We start from the raw sequence: 16,795 nt of genomic DNA on the forward strand, positions 1-16,795 counted from the left end.
ACTCTAAGTTTCGTGAGTAGAACAGGACCAACGGGTTTGCCACTCCAGTCGCAGTCGGAGACGGAACAATCTTTCGGGATTCCGTCCGTATTCCTACGGTCGGCGCATGCACCTGCGCCGCGCACGCTCATCGACATCGTGCGGGCCTCAGCCGAGGCCAACCCGGAAGCACCTGCCATCGACGACGGCGACACCACACTGTCGTACTCGGAGTTGCTCGACGAGATCGAGCTCGGTGCACGCTGGCTCGGTGATGCCGGCGTCGGCGCAGGTGACCGCGTCGGAATCAGGATGCCGTCAGGTTCGCGTTCGCTGTACGTCGCGATCCTGTCGATCCTCGCGGCGGGCGCCGCCTACGTTCCCGTCGACGCCGACGATCCGGAAGAGCGCGCCGAGTTGGTGTTCGGCGAGGCGCAGGTAGCGGCAATCATCACCGGCGACGGAATCCAGCCGGGGACGGCGCCGAAGCGGCTCGAACATCCACCGGTTCGCGAACCCGAACCCGAGGACGACGCCTGGATCATCTTCACCTCAGGATCCACCGGCACCCCCAAGGGCGTCGCGGTCACTCACCTCAATGCCGCAGCCTTCGTCGACGCCGAGGCGCGCATGTTCCTCCAGGACGAGCCCATCGGGCCTGGTGACCGCGTCCTCGCGGGACTCTCCGTGGCATTCGACGCGTCCTGCGAGGAGATGTGGCTCGCGTGGCGCCACGGCGCCTGCCTCGTCCCGGCTCCTCGTTCGCTGGTTCGCAGCGGCATGGACCTCGGCCCGTGGCTGGTCTCGCGTGACGTCAGCATCGTCTCCACTGTGCCGACGCTTGCGTCTCTGTGGCCGGCCGAGGCCCTCGAAGCCGTTCGACTGCTGATCTTCGGCGGCGAAGCCTGCCCACCCGAACTGGCCGAACGCCTGGCCGTCGAGGGCCGCGAGGTCTGGAACACTTACGGCCCCACCGAGGCAACCGTCGTCGCCTGCGGCGCACTGATGGACGGCAAGAGCCCCGTCAGCATCGGCCTCCCCCTCGACGGCTGGGACCTTGCCGTCGTCGACGCCCAGAGCAATCCCGTCGCGGTCGGTGAGGTGGGCGAACTGGTGATCGGCGGCGTCGGCCTCGCCCGTTACCTCGACCCCGCGAAGGACGCCGAGAAGTACGCGTCGATGCCCTCGCTCGGGTGGGAACGCGCCTACCGAAGTGGCGACCTGGTCCGGCTCGAGACCACCGGCCTGATGTTCCAGGGCCGCGCGGACGATCAGGTCAAGCTCGGCGGCAGGCGCATCGAACTCGGTGAGGTCGACAACGCCTTGCAGAACCTGCCGGGCGTGAGCGGCGCTGCCGCAGCCGTGAAGAAGACTGCAGCCGGCAATCAACTCCTCGTCGGGTACATCGCCAGCACGGATCCCGACTTCGATCTCAAGGCCGCTCATGCACTGCTCAGCGAGCAGCTACCAGCAGCCCTCGTGCCGCGTCTGGCGTTGATGGACGAACTTCCGACGCGTACGTCAGGCAAGGTCGACCGCAATGCGCTGCCGTGGCCGTTGCCCGGCGCCGGTGAAGATGCCGGGGCCGCGTTGGGCCTCGACGGCACCGCCGCCTGGGTTGCCGGTCTGTGGGGATCGATCCTGGGAGCCCAGATCACCGGACTCGACGACGACTTCTTCGAAGTGGGCGGCGGATCCCTCTCTGCTGCTCAGTTGGTGACCGCCCTGCGCGAGCGGTTCCCAGAAGTGACCGTCGCACAGCTCTACGACCATCCACGGTTGGGATCGCTCGCCGAATATCTCGACGAATTGGCACCCACCGAAACTGTGGAGCCGCGCATCGTCGCTCCAACACCCTTGAAAACTCAGCTGGCGCAGATCGCCGTCACCGTTCCACTCACGACGCTCACCGGACTGCAGTGGGTGACGTGGCTGGCGATCGCGAACAACGTCCTCGGCTGGTTCGTCGACGTCAGCTGGGCGCCCACGGTCTCGTGGTGGTGGATCCTGTTGGCGTTCATCGTGTTCATCACGCCGATCGGCCGTATGACCATCGCCGTCGTCGGGGCGCGCCTGCTCCTACGCAAGTTGGAACCAGGAACGTACCCGCGAGGTGGTAGTGAACACCTGCGTCTGTGGATCGCGCTGCGACTCACCGAAGCCAGTGGCGCAGCCAATCTTTCGGGCGCACCGTGGATGCTCTATTACGCCCGCGCCCTCGGCGCCGACATCGGCAGCGGCGTCGATCTCCACACACTTCCTCCCATCACCGGCATGCTCGAACTCGGTGACGGTTGCTCCGTCGAACCCGAAGTCGACCTCTCCGGCCACTGGATCGACGGCGACGTCATTCACATCGGTGAGATCAAGATCGGTGACGGCGCCTCCGTCGGTTCACGCTCGACGCTTCTGCCCGGCGCGCGTATCGGTCGGGACGCCGTCGTCGAACCCGGATCTGCGGTGTTCGGCCGAGTGAAGGCAAACCAGCAGTGGGCCGGATCCCCCGCCACCAAGGTCGGGAAAGCGAATCATCCTTGGCCGGCCGAACATCCGAAGCGCGCACCCGGCTGGGTGCCGGTATACGGCGTCACCTCGGTCTTCCTGGCCGGTATGCCGATCTTCGCTCTGATGGCCGGAATCGCCTTGATCGGTTGGTGGATCCGCGACACCGACACGCTCGCGAGCGCAGTGCTCCAATCGCTGATCATGCTTCCCGTCGCGACCATTCTGAGTTTGCTCGTCTTCGCAGTCGTCACCCTTGTGGCCGTTCGTCTTCTCTCGATCGGGCTGACCCCCGGTTACCACCCTGTCCGCAGCCGCATCGGCTGGCAGGTGTGGGCGACCGAACGCCTGCTCGACTCGGCCAGAACCTTCCTCTTCCCGCTGTACGCGAGCCTGCTGACACCGGGATGGCTCCGCCTTCTCGGCGCCAAGATCGGCAAGAACGTCGAAGCCTCCACCGTGCTCCTCCTTCCCAAGTTCACGACGGTCGCCGACGGCGCATTCCTCGCTGACGACACCATGGTTGCGAGCTACGGCCTCGGCGGCGGCTGGATGCACATCGAACAGGCGAAGATCGGCAAGCGCGCGTTCCTCGGCAACTCCGGTATGACCGCCCCCGGTCGACGCGTCCCCAAGAACGGTCTGGTGGCGGTTCTGTCGGCTACCCCGTCCAAGGCCAAGTCCGGATCATCGTGGCTGGGTAGTCCACCGGTACGTCTGAGAAGGGCTGCCGGAGACACCGACGCCGCCCGCACGTTCAATCCGCCCATGCGCCTCAAGATCGCCCGCGGAGTGGTCGAAACCTGCCGACTGATCCCCGTCATGGTCACGTTCGGCATCGGTCTCGGTGTTCTGTTTGCACTCGAAGCACTGGTCGGCGCAGTCGGATTCTGGTTCGCGGCTCTGCTGAGCGGCGTAATTCTGCTCGTCGCCGGCGCAGTGGCGGGCGCGATTACCATCGCCGCCAAGTGGATCGTCGTCGGACGCATCGCCAAGGTCGAGCATCCGCTGTGGAGTTCGTTCGTCTGGCGAAACGAGGTAGCCGACGCCTTCGTCGAGACCGTCGCGGCGCCGTGGTTCGCTCGCGCGGCGACTGGTACGGCCGTACTGAACATCTTCTTGCGTGGACTCGGGGCCAAGATCGGTAAGGGCGTTTGGTGTGAGTCGTACTGGCTACCCGAGGCAGATCTTGTGACTTTGGGCGACGGAGCGACAGTGGAACGGGGGTGCGTCGTGCAAACTCATCTCTTCCATGATCGGATCATGTCCATGGACACCGTCACTTTGGGAGCAGGAGCAACGCTGGGACCGCACTGTGTCGCGCTACCCGCAGCCGGCATCGGCGCGGGAGCGACGGTAGGGCCTGCATCTCTGGTGATGCGAGGTGACACCGTTCCGCCCTCCACCCGCTGGCAGGGCAACCCGATTGCACCGTGGGTGGCGTCGTGAAGCCGAACCGAATGCTCGAGGAGCCGATCGATCCGTACCTGCCGCTCAACGGCAACCGCGGGTACCGCGTGTCCCGGTACGAACTGGAACTGACGTACAAGGTCTTCAGCAACCGTCTCGCCGGCAAAGCTGTCATCACCGCTGTCACCACCGAGAGCCGATCCAAGTTCAGCTTCGACCTCGCACAGAACCTGCAGGTGTCCAAGGTGTCCGTCAACGGTGCCCGCGGCACCAAGTACGCGCACTTGAACAACAAGCTGATCCTCACGCCGTCTACCAAGATCCCCGCGGGCGGTGCCCTGTCGGTCACCATCGCGTACAGCGGCAACCCCGAGCCGATCAAGAGCCTGTGGGGCGAAGTCGGCTGGGAGGAACTCGACGAAGGAACTTTGGTCGCAAGTCAGCCCAACGGCGCGGCGTCCTGGTTCCCGTGCGACGACCATCCGATTTCCAAAGCGTCGTACCGAATCTCGATCACCACCGATTCCCCGTTCTATGCCCTCGCCAACGGCAAGCTGATCCGCAAGCAGACCCGTGCGAGTCAGACGACGTGGGTCTACGAGCAGACCGAACCGATGGCAACCTACCTGGCAACCATTCAGATCGGTCAGTACGAGCACCGGCAGGTGAGCGCCGGGCCGGTACCGGTCTTCGCCGTTCACCCACCTCGGCTGCGAGCAGCGTTCGACGTCGACTTCGGGCGCCAACCCCAGATGTTGGAGGTCTTCGGAAAGCTGTTCGGGCCGTATCCCTTTGCCGACTACACCGCTGTGGTCACCGACGACGAACTCGAAATCCCCATCGAAGCGCAGGGACTCTCGATCTTCGGAGCCAACCACTGCACAGGCAGACGCGGTTCCGAACGTCTTGTCGCACACGAGCTTGCCCATCAATGGTTCGGCAACAGCCTCACTCTCGGGCAGTGGTGCGACATCTGGCTGCACGAAGGCTTTGCCTGTTACGCGGAGTGGATCTGGTCCGAGAATTCCGGTGGCCCGTCCTCGAACCAACTCGCGACAAACGCCTATCAAGGGCTCGGGCGTAAATCTCAGGACTTGATCGTCGCCAATCCCGGGCCTGCCCTGATGTTCGACGATCGAATCTACAAGCGGGGCGCGTTGACTCTGCACGCCCTGCGCGGCGTTCTCGGAGACGAGAAGTTCTTCGAACTGATCCGTCAGTGGACCACGAAGCATCGGCACAGCACGGTCAGCACCGAGCAATTCACCGATCTCGCTTCACGTTTCACCGACACTCCATTGCGCCCACTCTGGGATGCATGGCTGAATCAGCGCTCCCTGCCTCGTCTCTGACGCTCTCTCACCGCGATATCACCACGCCGAAACATTCCGAATGCGCCGATTATCTTTGTCTTACCTTTACTATAGAGGTGGGCCGAGGGACGACCCCGACAACACAATTCTCAGGGCACGCTTCCTCGACAGGTAGATCGGGGGATCGATGTTCGTTGTATTCACAATATGTTTCGTGATCGGGGTCGTGGCCCTGGTCGGAGCCTTTGCCGTCGGCGAGGTTGCAGATCTGGGCGGCGGCCACGCAGACGGGCTGCCATTTCTGAGCCTGACAACCTTGGCCACAGCACTTTTCGGCTTCGGCGCCGGCGGCGTAGCTGCCACTCTCGCGGACGCTCCGACATTGGTAGCGGCGATTGCAGCACTCGCACTCGCCGTCGTTCTCGTTGTCGTCACGCGCGGCCTACTTCTCCCCTATCTCCTTGAACAACAAGATAATTCGCACATCGGACGAGCTTCGTACTCCGGGCTGTTGGGCACGGTCACTCTCACCATTGCAGCCGAAGGTTGGGGAGAAGTCTCGTTCGTCGACGCCGAAGGCAATCGCGTGCAGGCCAAGGCCGTCAGTGCACAGCCGATGGCGCTCACCACCGGCACCACCGTCTACATCGCCGATGTAGACGATCAATACCTTCACGTCGTCACGGTTGACGACGCGATCTAAGGACTCGATACATGCTGCCAATCATCATCATTGCGGTTGTAGTCGCAGTAATCATCTTCATCGTTCTCCCCGCGATCTACGTGAAGAACTACGTCAAGGTCCCGCCGAACGAAGTGGCGGTTTTCACCGGACGAGGCAAGCCGAAAGTCGTCCGCGGCGGAGCCCGGTTCAAGATTCCGGGAATCGAACGCGTCGACATCATGTCGCTCGAGCCGTTCAACGTCAGCATCAATCTCAAGAATGCGCTCTCCAACGACGGTGTTCCGGTCAACGTCGAGGCAGTCGGCCTGGTACGAATCGGTTCCGCCGACGAAGCGGTTCAGACAGCGGTGCAACGATTCCTGACCTCCGACCTGGACGAACTCCAGCAGCAGATCAACGAAATCCTCGCCGGCAGTCTGCGCGGAATCACCGCGACCATGACGGTCGAGGATCTGAACTCCAACCGCGATTCGCTCGCGCGCAGCGTGGTCGAGGAGGCAGGCGGCGACCTCGCCCGCATCGGCATGGAAGTCGATGTCATCAAGATCGCGGGAATCTCCGACTTCAACGGCTATCTCGAATCGCTCGGTCAGCGCCGCATCGCCGAGGTCAAACGTGATGCCGCGATCGGAACTGCTGAAGCAGAGCGTGATTCGCAGATCCAGTCGGCAAAGGCGCGACAGGCAGGCTCCGTCGCACAGGCCGAGGCCGACACTGCGATCGCGAGCGCAAATCAGAAGCGCGACGTCGAACTCGCTCGCCTTCGAGCACAGACCGAAGCCGAGAATGCCGAAGCCGACCAGGCCGGACCACTCGCGCAGGCAACGGCCGAGAAGGCCGTCGGAATCGCACGTGAGCAGGCCGAGGCGGCCCGCGTCGAAGCTCGCACCGAGGTCGAGCGTCGTCGCGCCCAGCAATCGGAAGCGGCATTGCAGGCAGATGTCATTGCACCGGCCGAGGCCGAACGCCAAGCCTCCATCGCACGCGCAGAGGGTGAGCGACAGGCCGCGATCCTCCGCGCCCAGGCACAGGCCGAGTCAGCAAGGCAGGCCGGCGGCGCTCAGGCCGATGCACGAAAGCTCGTCGCCGACGCTGTTCGCTCCGAGCAGCAGGCTGATGCCGACGGCCTTCGAGCACGTCTGGAAGCCGAAGCTGACGGCCGCAAGGTAGCGGCCGACGCCGTTCGCGCCGAACAGCAAGCCGAAGCGGATGGTTTGCGCGCCAAGCTCGAAGCCGAAGCTGCCGGTAAGCGTCAGATCGCCGAGGCGCTCAATTCCTACACCCCGCAGGCCGCGCAGTTGCTCACTCTGCCTGACGTTCTGGCAGCACTGGTCGACGCCACCGCAGCAGCAGCGAAGCCGGTCGGCGACATCGATCGGATCTCCATCGTCGGCGGCAGCGACGGGGCGCAGGGTTCGATCGGCTCGATCCTGGGCATCAGTCCCCAGGTGATTGCCGGTGTCATCGAAACTCTCGAAAGCTCAGGCGTCGATATCACCGGTTTGCTCAACGGCCTGAACAAGACCGCATCGGTTCCGGCTGGTTCGGTACACAATTCGGTCCACAGTTCGGAAAACGGTTCCGCAACCGTAGACGCGTGATTTCGCCCCGGTCCGCCGACTCTCGCAGGGGTCGGCGGATCGGACGGCATCACGCGCTCGGAAGATGTGAACGCGACTTGAAGAGAATCAGAATCAAGCAGGCAGCGGCGGCGGCTGATCCGAACAGAAGAGTCACCGTGTAGCTCAGCGCCGGAATGCTTTCCGACAGCATCGCCAGCAACGCAGGCACAGCAAAACCGATGTAGGTGATCGAGTAGAACACCGCGGTCAGTCCTGCCAGATCGTCCGGCCCCGCGATTCGCTGGATCTCCAGCAGCCCGGAAACCAATGCCATGCCGTACCCGCAACCGAGGATCGCTGCAGCCACGATCGCGATCGCCACGGTCAGCGTCGACGCAACCAGAGCAGCGCCGGCCATACCAACCACCAGAAACACCAGAGCCACAACGGCGCCGCGCGCGCTGCGGTCGGTATCGATCTTTCGCCCCAACGACTGAATCGCAAATCCGCATGTCAGCGCGACCATGCACAGTAGAGCCGAAAAGGCCACGGGCGCATCGCCACTGTGCCCGGTCATGAGCGCCGGAATAACTGCATACGCGACACTGGCAGCACCGAACACCCACGGCGCCAACGGAACAACAACGTAGAGGAATCGACGATGACCTGCCGAAGGGATCTTGAGGTCGTCGATCAACCTGCGACGGTCGGATTTCGCCTGTGCCGGTCGTGTTTCGGGAGCACGCCACAGCGCCATGGCGGCGAGGACGGTGATCGCGATGTGCAGGACGTACGCCAACACACTCGGCAGGGGCGCCCACTGCGCCAAGATTCCCGCGGCACCCGCCCCCAAGGCGAAGCCGGCAGTCAGACTCATCGCTGCTCGCCTGGCACCTGCGCCTTCCGACGCCGTCGAATCCCAAGGTTGCGTGGACAACTCCTTGACCCAGGAGCCGCCGACGGCCATACCGATCCCCAAGGCGATGCCGCAGAGGATCCTTCCCAGAATGAGAGCGGCAGCGGAGTCCGCCCCGAAAGCGAGCAGTGTCGAACCGGCGATCGCGATGATCGGCGCGGGGAGCATGATCGGGCGTCGACCCAATCGATCGGACAGCGGGCCGCCGAGCAGCAGGGCCGGCACAATTCCGACGACGTAGGCGAAGAGGAAGAAGTCGACCATCACCGGCGAATAGCCGTGATCGAGTCGGTACATCACCAGCAGTGGCGTGAATTCGTTTCCGCCCCAGGCCGCGGCGAACATGCTGGCGGCAACGGTCAGCCACAGCCATTTTCCGCCGGTGCCACGTTCACTGCCTGGACGACGTTCGGCTGCGGTCCCAGCGTCTATCGTTTGGGTGCTCATCACAGAGTTCCTTCGAAGCCGAGGCCGTGCACCTGGCGCATGTGTGTGAGGACGGCAGTGTTGTATCCGTCTGCATCGCCTGTTTCTACGAGGTCGGTAAGCGCGGTGTGGTCGGCAAGGATGCGAGACAGTTGGCCGGGGTCGCGTGAGATCGACCGCGCTGTCATCCGTCGTTGCCTGTCGCGCAGACTCGCGTAGAACGAGTCGAGCAAAGGGTTCCCACCGGCGGCAACGATCATCTTGTGAAAGTCGGCATCGATCGCGCTGAACGCGGCAACGTCCCCGCGATCAGCAATCTCACGTTGCTCGATCAGATTCGCGCGCAACGCTGCGACAAGCGTTTCACGTGCGTGCGGTCGGACCGACACCACTCGAACGCTCTGAGTCTCGACGAGCTGTCTGGCACTGACTACGTGTTCCGCTTCCCCATCCGCGACCGGGACGATCAGCGCCCCCTTCTTCGGGTAGAGGCGCATCCAACCTTCCGACTCGAGACGCAGAAACGCCTCACGCACCGGCGTTCGGCTCACATTGGTCCGAGCGGCGATGTCACCCTCGCTGATCAGCTCCCCGCCGGCGAGTTCGCCGGAAAGGATCAGCTCTTTGACTTCGCGGAAGACGTTTTCCGAAGCGGAATACAACATAGACACAAGATGTATTTATACTCCATGCTGGCGGAACCCAGACATTCGGGTCGCCGATCCGAACATCTCGGTCCAACACGGCATCGATCCAGCTAGCATTGCAAGGTGCCAGACAGAAGAGGAGTCAGTTCACGATGAACGGCGCACGCTCCCGCCATCGCAGACTGACGCACTCATGACGTCGCAGATGAAGTCCATGAGGACCCTGACCCGCGAGTGGCTGGCCCTCCCCGATCAATACGACCGATTCACTCGCTATCTCCGCGACAACGGCCTCACGACCGCCACCCGGCTATTACTTGGCATCATTGTCATCGGACTGGGCGTGTGCGCACTACTCAACAGATTCAGTCCGGCCGGTCCGACAAGCACGATTGCGCTGTTCTTCAACACTGTTGTCGTGATCTCGTGCTTCATGGTCGGAGTCTCATGGTGGGTCTTCGGCCCGACAAAGCGCCGCTCGTTCGGTTTCGTAGTCTTCTGCGACATCGCAGTCACAATTTCCGTACTTGGAGATTCCTCGCAGCTTGCGCGATTACTCACCTGTGTCATCTACGCGCTGATCGGTATCTACATCGCCTATTTTCACAATCCGAAGTTGCAGATCGCACACCTGACCTTCTCGGTTGTGATGATCGTGGTGGCTGCGCAGCCGATCCTCTTCGGGCCGGAGCGAGATCCCGCGCTCGGTGTTTCGAAAGTGCTGGTTGTCGTCACCGCACTCGTGGTCTGTGCGTTCATCTCGCAGATCGTGCTGACGATGCTCAGCATGGACGCGTCCAGCTCCGACCTCGATCCCCTCACCGGGCTCCTGAACCGTCGTGGCCTCGACCGCCACGTCGAGAAGGTACTCGCGGAGTTCCAGCGTCAGGAATCGGCGGCACTACTCGTGATCGCGATCGACATCGACCGGTTCAAGACGATCAATGACGTACACGGTCACGACGTGGGCGACCGCATAATTCTCCGGGTTTCACAGCGGTTGTCCGCCTGGGCACATGCCGATGCTGTTGTCGCACGGGTCGGCGGCGACGAATTCATCCTCGCTCAAAGACTTTCCGTGCCGGCCATCGGCCCGATGCTCGACTCGATCGGACCGGCAATGCACTCGAATACCGACGAGATACCGTCGACATCGAGCATCGGAATCGCCGTGCGTACCCACAAATTCGTCGCCGGAGAAGAGCGTGCAAGAGCGTTCACCGACATGCAGAAAGTCGCCGATTCGGCGATGTACGAAAGCAAGAGACTCGGCGGCGGACGCGTTCACACGATCGTCACCACTGCGAGCAGGTAGCAGTACGTGAGTTATCAGTAATAAACCGGCCCCGGCACTCCTCCACCCGCTGCCACCGCGTCACCGGTGATCGCGATGCTTCGCGGCGATGCCAGGAAGGTCACGACATCAGCCACCTCTTCGGCGTCGATGATCCGGTGTATCGAATTCGTCGCGATACCCCGCTCCACCTCCGCCTGCGAGCGGCCGGATTCTTCCGACTCGCGCGTAATCCGCGCGGTCAACCTCTCGGTCCGCGTCACGCCCGGATGGACGACAGTGACGTTGATTCCCTTGGGGCCCAGCTCGTCTGCAAGATTCTTGGTCAGCGCAGACACACTGACGTTGCGGATCGTGTGGGCGATCGAGGTTGCCTGTCTGGCGCCCAAACCGCTGATGTTGATGATCCGACCCCAACCCTGATCGATCAGATACGGCGCCACAGCACGCGCAGTGCGCAGGTAGCCGAGCACTTTCACTTCGACTTCGTCGCGCACGACGTCGTCGGTGGTCGCCTCGAAATCCGTCGGCTTTCCGGCGCTGAACGGAGTCGCTGCCGAGTTGACCAGAATGTCGACGCCGCCGAACTCCTTTACTACTTGCCGCACCGACGCCTGAACTGCGTCGTCGTCTCGCGTATCCGTCACGACTCCGATCGCACGAATTCCGAACTCCGAAACCAAATCTCGTGCAACGCTTACGACGGTTTGCTCAGTGCGCGCGAGTATCGCGATGTCGACCCCTTCAGCAGCCAGACCTCTGGCGATTGCCAGACCGATCCCCTTGCTACCACCGGCAACGATCGCACGCTTTCCAGACAGGTGAAGATCCATACCTGCGACACTATCCAACAGGCGATCCCCGATCTCTACGAAGAGGGATCGGGGACCGACTGGATTGTTTCTGTGTCTCAGACCATCAGATCCGCGTACAGGTAGACGTTGTCGGCGTAGTTACCCACACCGTCCTCGAATTGCAGTTCGCCGCCGCAGGTTACGACTGCCAACTTTCGAGGGCCATCCGGGCCGGCCAGCACGCTTTCCTCCACGCCATCGGCCTTCGGACGCGTCGTCACCGCAGTCACCTTCCACGACGTGCTCTTGCCCGTCGCGTCGGATGTACGGATCACTTCACCCGGTTCGATCGTGCCCAGGTCGAACAGTGCACCGTTACCCTGGCCGGTCAAATTGACATGTCCGGCAATCAAAGTCGTGCCGGTGACCGAGTCGAGCGAGGCGCCGTCGAGCCAGATTCCGACGTTCTTGACGTTCTCCGGCGGAGTGAGAACTCCTTCCGGCACGGTGGCGTCCACGATCGGCGCCTGAACACCGACCGGGTCGAGCGAAAGGGTGTTGGGAGTCATCAACTCATCCGAAGGCGCTGCCGGATTCGCGGAGTGCGACATGACAACTCCCGGACTCGGCGGGATCGCAGCATCGTCATCGGAGGATCGCAGGCCGACGAAGGCCATGGAAGCACCGGCGACAAGCACCGCGACGAGGGCCAGGATGAACGCGACTCGACGCCCCTTGCCGATGTTCGCGGGCTGATCGTGGTTGGGATCGTCGTATGGATTGGATGGATTGGGATCCGACTCGTGCATGGTCATCGAACTGTCTCCTGCGGGATGAGGCACCCCCGGCGCCTCTTGCGAATTGACGCCCCCTGCGTCTGATCTGTGTCGGCACCGATCACACGAATCGTGACCGGTGCCGACGTCTACTACATCTGCCTGGCGTCAGGAACGCTTGCGGCGGAGAGCAACTGCTCCGGCAGCAGCCATACCGACAAGCCCGAGGCCCGTCACTGCGACGGCGACGTTGCGGCCTGAATTCTGTTCAGCGGCACCACCGTCGATGGCAACCGGGCGAGGTCCGGTGGCCTGCTTCGGAACCGACGGCGCCGGAGCAGCGGGAGTTGCAACCGGCTGCGACGGAACAGGTGCACCCGGAACTACGGGCACGACCGGCACAATCGGAACAATCGGCACGATGGGCACAATCGGAACGACCGGAGTTGCAGGCGTCGTGGTTGCCGGTGTCGTTGTTGCCGGTGTCGTTGTTGCCGGTGTCGTCGTTGCCGGTGTCGTCGTTGCGGGTGTCGTCGTGGGCGCTGCTGCATATCCGACGCTGGCAGACGCATTCATCAAAGCCGGCCGAACGGTGTCGAACGACGCGAAGATCTGGCACTGTGCGCCTGCCGTGTTCCAGTGCAGGTTCTCGACCGAATCCGGAATGACGCTTGCGGTCACGGAGTAGTCACCGCCGTCCGCAGCGGTGAGGCACAGATCCACGGCAGTCGGTGCGTCGCCGCGGCCGTCGACCGTCAATTGGTTTGCACTCAACGTTGCCTTGGCGTTGTCGCCACAGACGGTGAGTTCGGTGCCCGCCGAGGACTGAACATTGATCGGCTTCCGGTACATATTCGTGTTCAGGGTGAACACGGCAGTCTCGCCGGCCTTCAGAGTTCCCGTCGCGGGTGTCTTACGAACGAGGTCGAGCGTCTGCGTGACGTTCATGATCTCGACGATGCGAGCTCGCTCGTCGTCGCCGATGTTCCTGTCGCACAGGCTTTTGAAATCGGCCATCAGCGGATTGTCGTAGTCCGAAACGCACCACACCAGCGTCTGCCGCGCCGAACGCGCATCCTCACTGCCGTTTCCCGAAACGGCGCCGTCGAGCTTGGCGGGATTCTGCAGCAACCAACTGATGACAGCGAGATCGTCGGCTGACAGATCGGGATTGCCCGATGACGGAACCGTCGCACCCATCTCGTCGTTGTGCTTGTCGACGGGCAAACCGTTTTCGTCGACGCCGGCACATGGATCGAGATCGAAGTCCGTGCAGTACATCCATTCCGACTTCGCAATTCCGTCGACGTCGCGGACACCGCAGACCGGCGCATCCACCGCGGCCGAGGTACCCCGATCCGTGGTGCCGTACATCGGCACGATGTTGCCGTCGTTGTAGTGATCCAGCCGAATGCCGGAGATGTCAAGCATCTGCTCTGAGGGCGTGTACTCAGTGCCCTCACACAACCCGGCGGTGAACGCCGGAGCAGCCGCGGTTCGCACAGGCATCGGCGCGGACACAGCTGGTGAAGCAAAAGCAACGCTACTACCGGCCACCGTTGCGGCAATAGCTGCAGTTAGCGAGAGCCGGAGAACAAGCGGCCTACGCCGTGAACCAGACACAGTCATCAAAGCTTCCCTTTCAAGACATTTCGGTAGCGGGAAGGTTGCTTGGATTCCCAAGGCCACGCCACCCAGCGCTCACTTCCGAGAGGATCGGCTGATCGCTTTTGGCAATCAGCCAGTTACTAGATGGCAATGTAGTGCATGTTTCAAGAAAGTCCACCCGATCGTCGAGCCCCCGTAGGCAGCTTGAACCTCCGGACGACGAGTTAGCCAACAAGATGACTGCACCTTTGTCCAACCGCACAACTATCACGATCAACTCAAAATCGGCTCACGTAACCGGGGCGTTCCCGGCATTCCCCCGACGCTAGCCGGTCGGTAACTCGGACATTCTGGGGAAACTCACAGGAAGGGGCGTTTTCAGCGCGCACACAAAAGAAGGGGCCCGCAATGCGGACCCCTTCACCGGAACTTCCAACCGAGACTGCTTTGTCTGGATTCAGACAACTTGCAGATACTCGGAACAATCCACCGATTCACAAATGTGATTTGCCTCACATTTAGAGAATCTGTTGGTTTTGTTCACACTCTGAACCAATCTTTTGGTCCTCTTTGTGTCGATTACCCAGATCTTCGACGGCGGCAATCTGCCCCCGACAGAGAGCGGAGACGAGCCTCGGATCAGTCTCGGACCGGAGGCGCCTTCCTTGTGGTAACCGCAATGCGATTCCACGCATTGATCGTGAAGATGACGCTGATGAGCTGGGCCAGTTCCTCCTCCGAGAATTCGCCGGCCGCCTCGCTGTACACCTCGTCCGGAACGAAACCGTCGGTAAGGACTGTCACGGCCTCGGTCAAGGCGAGTGCGGCGCGTTCGCGATCGGAGTACATCCCTCGCGCTTCTTCCCACGCGTTCAGTAGGTAGAGCTTCTGCTCCGTCACGCCGACCTTTCGGGCGTCGCGAGTGTGCATGTCCAAGCACCACGCGCAATGATTCAGCTGTGACGCACGCGTGAGGACCAGCTCGACGAGCGTCGGCTCCAGCCCCTTGCGCGCAGCGGCATCCAACGCAATCATCGCCTTGTAGACCTCGGGCGCCAGCTTTGCGATATCCAGTCGTTGTCCTGTTGCTGTAGTCATACTCAAACCGTAGTCCCGGAAAGACCCCGAAACATGGTTCAATCCGGTGATGAATTCATGGGCCAATCTTGGGTTCGATCTGCATATCGAGCTGCCACAGGGAATCGGGGTTCGCGCTGCGCTGCTTCAGACGCTTCGCGACGCGATCGACAGTGGACTGTTGAAGCACGGCACCAGACTCCCGCCTTCTCGCACCCTCGCACTCGATCTCGGAGTTGCCCGAAACACCGTTGCGGACTGCTACGCCGAGCTCGCCGCCGCCGGTTGGCTTGTCACACGGCCGGGTTCCGGGACCGTGGTCGCCACGCTCGCCAGCACACACAGTCGCGAGGTCGAGCCATCACCGACCCGACGGCGCTTGACCTACAGCCTTCTCCCCGGATCGCCGGACGCGTCGGCGTTTCCCCGGACTGCATGGATTTCGTCCGCCAGACGTGCTTTGACCACTGCGCCGACCGACGCTTTCGCGACCAGTGATCCCAGAGGCCGAGTCGAACTCCGAAACGCCCTCACCACATACCTGAGCCGCACCAGAGGCGTTCGCGTCGATCCGAGCCGCATTGTGATCAGTGCCAGCTCGGGTCACGGGATCTCCCTCCTCGCCCGTGCACTCGGAGGAACGATTGCGGTCGATGCTTTCTGCCTTCACCTGCACCGACAGTTGCTCGTCGACGAAGGACTGCTGACAATTCCCATTTCGGTCGACGAATCAGGCACTTGCACAGACGAATTGGCGTCAACACCTGCTGAGAGTGTTCTGCTGACGCCGACGCATCAGTTTCCCCTCGGAGGTCCCCTCACACCGGCGAGGCGCGCGACCGCTCTCGAATGGGCCTCGACTACCGGTGGCGTCATCATCGAGGACGACTACGACGGCGAATTCCGTTACGACAGAAAGCCTGTCGGCGCACTCCAAGGAATCGCGCCGCAGCACGTTGCATACCTCGGCACTGTCAGCAAGACACTGTCGCCGGCCATACGCATCGGATGGATGGTGTTGCCGGACAGGCTGATCGAACCCGTCCTCGCAACAAAGGGACCCTACGAACGCTGGGTAAGTTCAACGGATCAATTGACCTTGGCAGACTTCATCGAATCCGGAAGATTCGACAGCCATATTCGAAAGATGCGTACCTCGTATCGACGACGACGCGATCAACTGGTTGCGACCCTTGCACAGCAAGTACCCCAGGTCAGGGTCGAGGGGATCTCCGCGGGTCTTCACGCTGTGATCCGCCTTCCCTCCGGCACCGAACAATCTGTTCTTGCGGCGGCGCAGGCGCGCGATCTCGGGCTCGAAGGGTTGTCCGTCTTCCGACATCCCGACGCATCGTCAGTCGGCGGTGACGGCATCGTCGTCGGTTACAGCACGCCGACGCAGTCGCAGTACTCCAGGACGCTGGATGTGCTCTGCGAGGTGCTGCAGGAGGCTCTGCGATAACGCCTGTCGGATCTACCCATCCGCTCACCTGCCCTGCCCTGCCCTGCCCTGCCCTGCCCTGATGGAGTGAACGTACCGTTCATCTCGTTAGAGGCGGTGAGAGTGTCGTTCACTCGATCCCGGACGGGGTGGTGAGCCGGCCGTGCTCGCTCGTGATGGTGTGAACGGGGCGTTGGGTCGATCTGAGGCGACGGACGTGCCGTTCGCTCGATCCGGGGGGTGGTTTTGGGGGGTGTTTTGGGTACGAGAAAGCCCCCCAACCATCACTGGTTGGGGGGCTTCTCAAGTTGTGTTCGGCGGTGTCCTACTCTCCCACACCCTGTCGAGTGCAGTACCATCGGCGC

Annotated in this window: 12 protein-coding genes; 6 read left to right on the top strand and 6 right to left on the bottom strand. The window is 62.4% G+C overall.

The genetic code is table 11. The features are described 5' to 3' along the window. Positions 1-36: 36 nt before the first annotated feature. The 4 genes from QM596_RS18840 to QM596_RS18855 all read left to right on the top strand — a co-directional run bounded on the left by QM596_RS18840 (position 37) and on the right by QM596_RS18855 (position 7,490). The gene (locus tag QM596_RS18840; protein ID WP_047269705.1) at positions 37-3,930 is read left to right on the top strand and encodes a Pls/PosA family non-ribosomal peptide synthetase; all 3,894 of its coding nucleotides are present in this window, start codon (positions 37-39) and stop codon (positions 3,928-3,930) included. Positions 3,931-3,941: 11 nt separating this feature from the next. Further along, a complete protein-coding gene (locus QM596_RS18845) occupies positions 3,942-5,243 on the top strand; it encodes a M1 family metallopeptidase (protein WP_050655931.1) in 1,302 nt (433 codons plus the stop codon). A 148-nt stretch (positions 5,244-5,391) separates the two neighbouring features. Beyond that, a complete protein-coding gene (locus QM596_RS18850; protein ID WP_283309647.1) occupies positions 5,392-5,907 on the top strand; it encodes a hypothetical protein in 516 nt (171 codons plus the stop codon). Between the two features lie 11 nt (positions 5,908-5,918). Next, positions 5,919-7,490 carry a flotillin family protein gene (locus QM596_RS18855; RefSeq protein ID WP_003941083.1) on the top strand — a complete coding sequence of 524 codons (1,572 nt, stop codon included), beginning with the start codon at positions 5,919-5,921 and terminating at the stop codon, positions 7,488-7,490. A 49-nt stretch (positions 7,491-7,539) separates the two neighbouring features. Here QM596_RS18855 and QM596_RS18860 read toward each other — a convergent pair whose 3' ends face one another. Both QM596_RS18860 and QM596_RS18865 read right to left on the bottom strand, forming a co-directional pair. Then, entirely contained in the window at positions 7,540-8,814 is a 1,275-nt protein-coding gene (locus tag QM596_RS18860; protein WP_029254359.1) for an MFS transporter, read from the bottom strand. Beyond that, the gene (locus tag QM596_RS18865) at positions 8,814-9,458 is read right to left on the bottom strand and encodes a GntR family transcriptional regulator (RefSeq protein WP_020968281.1); all 645 of its coding nucleotides are present in this window, start codon (positions 9,456-9,458) and stop codon (positions 8,814-8,816) included. Before QM596_RS18865 ends, QM596_RS18860 begins: the two co-directional genes overlap by 1 nt. A gap of 175 nt (positions 9,459-9,633) precedes the next feature. On the opposite strand from QM596_RS18865, the gene QM596_RS18870 reads away from it, so the two are divergent. After that, the gene (locus tag QM596_RS18870; protein ID WP_030534865.1) at positions 9,634-10,755 is read left to right on the top strand and encodes a GGDEF domain-containing protein; all 1,122 of its coding nucleotides are present in this window, start codon (positions 9,634-9,636) and stop codon (positions 10,753-10,755) included. Between the two features lie 14 nt (positions 10,756-10,769). Here the strand turns inward: QM596_RS18870 and QM596_RS18875 are convergent, their stop codons facing one another. The 4 genes from QM596_RS18875 to QM596_RS18890 all read right to left on the bottom strand — a co-directional run bounded on the left by QM596_RS18875 (position 10,770) and on the right by QM596_RS18890 (position 15,010). Next, entirely contained in the window at positions 10,770-11,567 is a 798-nt protein-coding gene (locus QM596_RS18875; RefSeq protein ID WP_269577545.1) for an SDR family NAD(P)-dependent oxidoreductase, read from the bottom strand. Between the two features lie 77 nt (positions 11,568-11,644). Next, positions 11,645-12,343: a class F sortase gene (locus tag QM596_RS18880; RefSeq protein WP_134998487.1), complete on the bottom strand. Its 699-nt coding sequence runs from the start codon at positions 12,341-12,343 to the stop codon at positions 11,645-11,647. Between the two features lie 129 nt (positions 12,344-12,472). Further along, complete coding sequence (locus QM596_RS18885; protein WP_283309648.1) at positions 12,473-13,933, bottom strand: hypothetical protein; 1,461 nt, start codon at positions 13,931-13,933, stop codon at positions 12,473-12,475. 618 nt (positions 13,934-14,551) lie between these two features. Next, positions 14,552-15,010: a carboxymuconolactone decarboxylase family protein gene (locus QM596_RS18890; RefSeq protein ID WP_069147323.1), complete on the bottom strand. Its 459-nt coding sequence runs from the start codon at positions 15,008-15,010 to the stop codon at positions 14,552-14,554. A 49-nt stretch (positions 15,011-15,059) separates the two neighbouring features. Between QM596_RS18890 and pdxR the strand changes: the two genes are divergently transcribed. After that, on the top strand, positions 15,060-16,451 hold the full coding sequence (gene pdxR, locus QM596_RS18895; protein WP_283309649.1) for a MocR-like pyridoxine biosynthesis transcription factor PdxR: 1,392 nt from the start codon (positions 15,060-15,062) through the stop codon (positions 16,449-16,451). Positions 16,452-16,795 lie beyond the last annotated feature (344 nt).

The organism is Rhodococcus sp. IEGM 1406, assembly GCF_030056745.1.
Classification (GTDB): domain Bacteria; phylum Actinomycetota; class Actinomycetes; order Mycobacteriales; family Mycobacteriaceae; genus Rhodococcus_F; species Rhodococcus_F erythropolis.